At 39.5% G+C, this 2,836-nt stretch carries 3 protein-coding genes; all 3 read left to right on the forward strand.

The window, feature by feature from the left end; genetic code table 11:
- Nucleotides 1-1,023, forward strand: a 1,023-nt coding sequence (infB, locus tag ACFIL8_RS00610) for a translation initiation factor IF-2 (protein ID WP_375688745.1), incomplete at its 5' end; no start/stop codon positions are given.
- A gap of 121 nt (nt 1,024-1,144) precedes the next feature.
- Nucleotides 1,145-1,552 (forward strand): 30S ribosome-binding factor RbfA, encoded by a 408-nt coding sequence (gene rbfA, locus ACFIL8_RS00615; protein ID WP_375613309.1) that lies wholly within the window; start codon nt 1,145-1,147, stop codon nt 1,550-1,552.
- 4 nt (nt 1,553-1,556) lie between these two features.
- The gene (truB, locus tag ACFIL8_RS00620) at nt 1,557-2,519 is read left to right on the forward strand and encodes a tRNA pseudouridine(55) synthase TruB (protein WP_375638361.1); all 963 of its coding nucleotides are present in this window, start codon (nt 1,557-1,559) and stop codon (nt 2,517-2,519) included.
- Nucleotides 2,520-2,836 lie beyond the last annotated feature (317 nt).

Genomic DNA, 2,836 nt, shown 5'->3' on the forward strand with positions numbered 1-2,836 from the left:
GCTGAAATGCTTGATCTGAAAGCAGATCCTCAACGAACTGCAGAGGGCGTTATCATTGAAGCCAAATTGGATCGCGGACGTGGATCTGTGGCAACAGTTCTTGTTCAAAAAGGTACATTACACCCTTCTGATATTATAGTTGCTGGAAATGAATGGGGTCGTGTGCGTGCTTTGATTGACGACCATGGCCGCCATGTCAAAGAAGCCGTTCCCTCTACACCGATTGAAATTTTAGGAATGCAAGGAACACCACAAGCCGGAGACCGTTTTGCTGTTGTCACACATGAAGCAAAAGCACGTGAAATTTCTGAATATCGTCAACGATTAGCACGTGATAAAGCTGTTGCGCGGCAAACTGGTTCGCGTGGTTCTCTTGAACAGATGATGACAAAATTGCAAACGACTGGTGTTAAGGAGTTTTCTCTTATTATAAAAGGGGATGTGCAAGGATCAATTGAAGCAATTGCTTCAGCATTGGAAAAACTCGGAAATGACGAGGTTCGTGCGCGTATTGTACATTCTGGTGCTGGAGGAATTACCGAAAGTGATATTTCTCTTGCAGAAGCTTCTAACTCTGCTGTAATTGGCTTTAATGTTCGAGCCAATAAGCAGGCACGTGATTTTGCTAAAACACAAGGAATTGAAATTCGTTATTACAACATCATTTATGATCTTGTTGACGATATCAAGGCTGCTATGTCTGGATTACTCTCACCAGAACAGCGTGAAACTTTCCTTGGTAATGCTGAAATTCTAGAAGTCTTTAACATTACAAAAATTGGAAAAGTTGCAGGATGTCGTGTTACAGAAGGTAAAATAGAACGAGGAGCCGGTGTTCGCCTTATCCGCGATAATATCGTTATTCACGAAGGAAAGCTGAAAACACTCAAACGCTTTAAGGATGAAGTCAATGAAGTGCAAAGTGGTCAAGAATGTGGGATAGCCTTTGAAAATTATGAAGACATGCGTGCAGGAGACATCATTGAGACCTTCCGTATCGAACATATTAATCGCACATTATAAAATAATCCAATAACTTTACTCTGTTGTGAAATGAGAAAAGTTATTAGGTTTTATACACAATATCTCTTTTTCCTTATCTAAATGGTCAAAAAAGAGATCTTGTAGCAAGGATAAAACTTTGATGAAAAATGCAGGGCCATCACAACGGCAACTTAGAGTAGCAGAGCAAGTACGTCATGCAATAGCGCATATATTACAGCGTGATATTTTGCTTGATGATATCTTAAAAGATATTGTTATTTCTGTCTCTGAAGTACGCATGTCACCAGATTTAAAAATTGCTACTTGCTTTGTATCACCTCTCAGCACTCTTAAAAATGCTTCTCATACCGATGTTGTTGATACCCTCAATAAACATAGTCGTTTTCTCCGTGGAGAAATCAGTCATGCGTTGCGACAAATGAAATATATGCCAGAACTGCGTTTCCGACTTGATAATAGTTTTGATAATTTTTCAAAAATTGATGCCCTCCTTCGCTCGCCTGAGGTTGCACGCGATCTTCACCATAGTGATACAGATGAGGATTAAAGATATGGCGCGGCAACACAAGAAAAAAGGGCGTCCTGTTTCTGGCTGGGTCATATTTGATAAACCAAAAGGAATGAAATCAACAGAAGCTGTCTCACAAATCAAATGGCTCTTCCATGCTCAAAAGGCAGGACATGCGGGTACACTTGATCCTCTTGCTTCTGGTCTCCTTCCCATTGCATTGGGCGAAGCAACCAAAACCGTCCCTTACGTGATGCAAGGCAAAAAAACTTACCGTTTTCATATTGCTTGGGGGCAAGAGCGCTCAACAGATGATTTAGAAGGAGAAATAACGAAAACTTCTCTCATACGTCCAACACAAAAAGAAATACTTGCTCTTCTTCCTCAATATACAGGTGTTATTTTGCAAACACCTCCACAATTTTCAGCAATCAAAATTGCTGGAAATCGTGCCTATGATTTAGCGCGTGAAGGGGAAGTTGTTGACATTCCGCCCCGTGAAGTGGAAATAGAAACTTTCAAGTTATTAGAAATGCCTACCAAAGAGCATTCTATCTTTGAAATAACCTGCGGAAAAGGAACTTATGTGCGCTCTTTAGCACGCGATATGGGACGTGATCTCGGTTGCTATGGGCATATTGCTGATTTAAGACGTATTGCCGTCGCACCTTTTGATGAAGAAGATCTCATTACATGGGAGGAACTAAAAGCGGCCATTCCGCCAAATAAAAACACTACAGATGAGAATAATCGTTCTTTTGAAAAAAACTTCTCAACACTCGATGGGCTCTTAATTGACACAAGCGCCGCATTGGATTGCCTCCCTCACTATATCCTTAATGAAACTCAAGCACAGAGAATTATAAGAGGCCATTCTATCCTCTTGAATCATCACAAAGCACCTCTTGATGAAGAGGAAATTTGTGTCCTCTATAAGGAACAACTTCTTGCTATTGGCACTCTCGACAAAGGTCTATTTAAACCAAAGCGGATTTTCACAATTTAATCGATTCTTTTCCCAACCACCTTTTGCGGAAAGATATTTTTCTCTATCAATTAAGAAAAATATGGTGCTTTTCATTGTCTATATTTACCGTATTCATATCAAAATTTAAGTCAGTGCTATAAGCTAACACCACCACACACTTTTTCCTCTTAATGTCGCAATAATCCTTGCATTTAAAGGATTCATAAAAGGCTTTTTATTTCTTTTTCAATCGTTTTTTACTCATACTTTAGTCCTCGTTTATAATGTACAAGCAAAGATATGGACTGATTTACTCTAAATAGATTTGAAACGAGAAAAGCTTAAGATTTTCAGAA

This window comes from Bartonella sp. AP57NXGY, from assembly GCF_042195805.1.
Lineage (GTDB): Bacteria > Pseudomonadota > Alphaproteobacteria > Rhizobiales > Rhizobiaceae > Bartonella.

Bases quoted from the DNA above. Each gene is read 5' to 3' on its own strand.
- rbfA (WP_375613309.1), top strand. From the start codon at position 1,145: ATGAAAAATGCAGGGCCATCACAACGGCAACTTAGAGTAGCAGAGCAA.
- truB (WP_375638361.1), top strand. From the start codon at position 1,557: ATGGCGCGGCAACACAAGAAAAAAGGGCGTCCTGTTTCTGGCTGGGTC.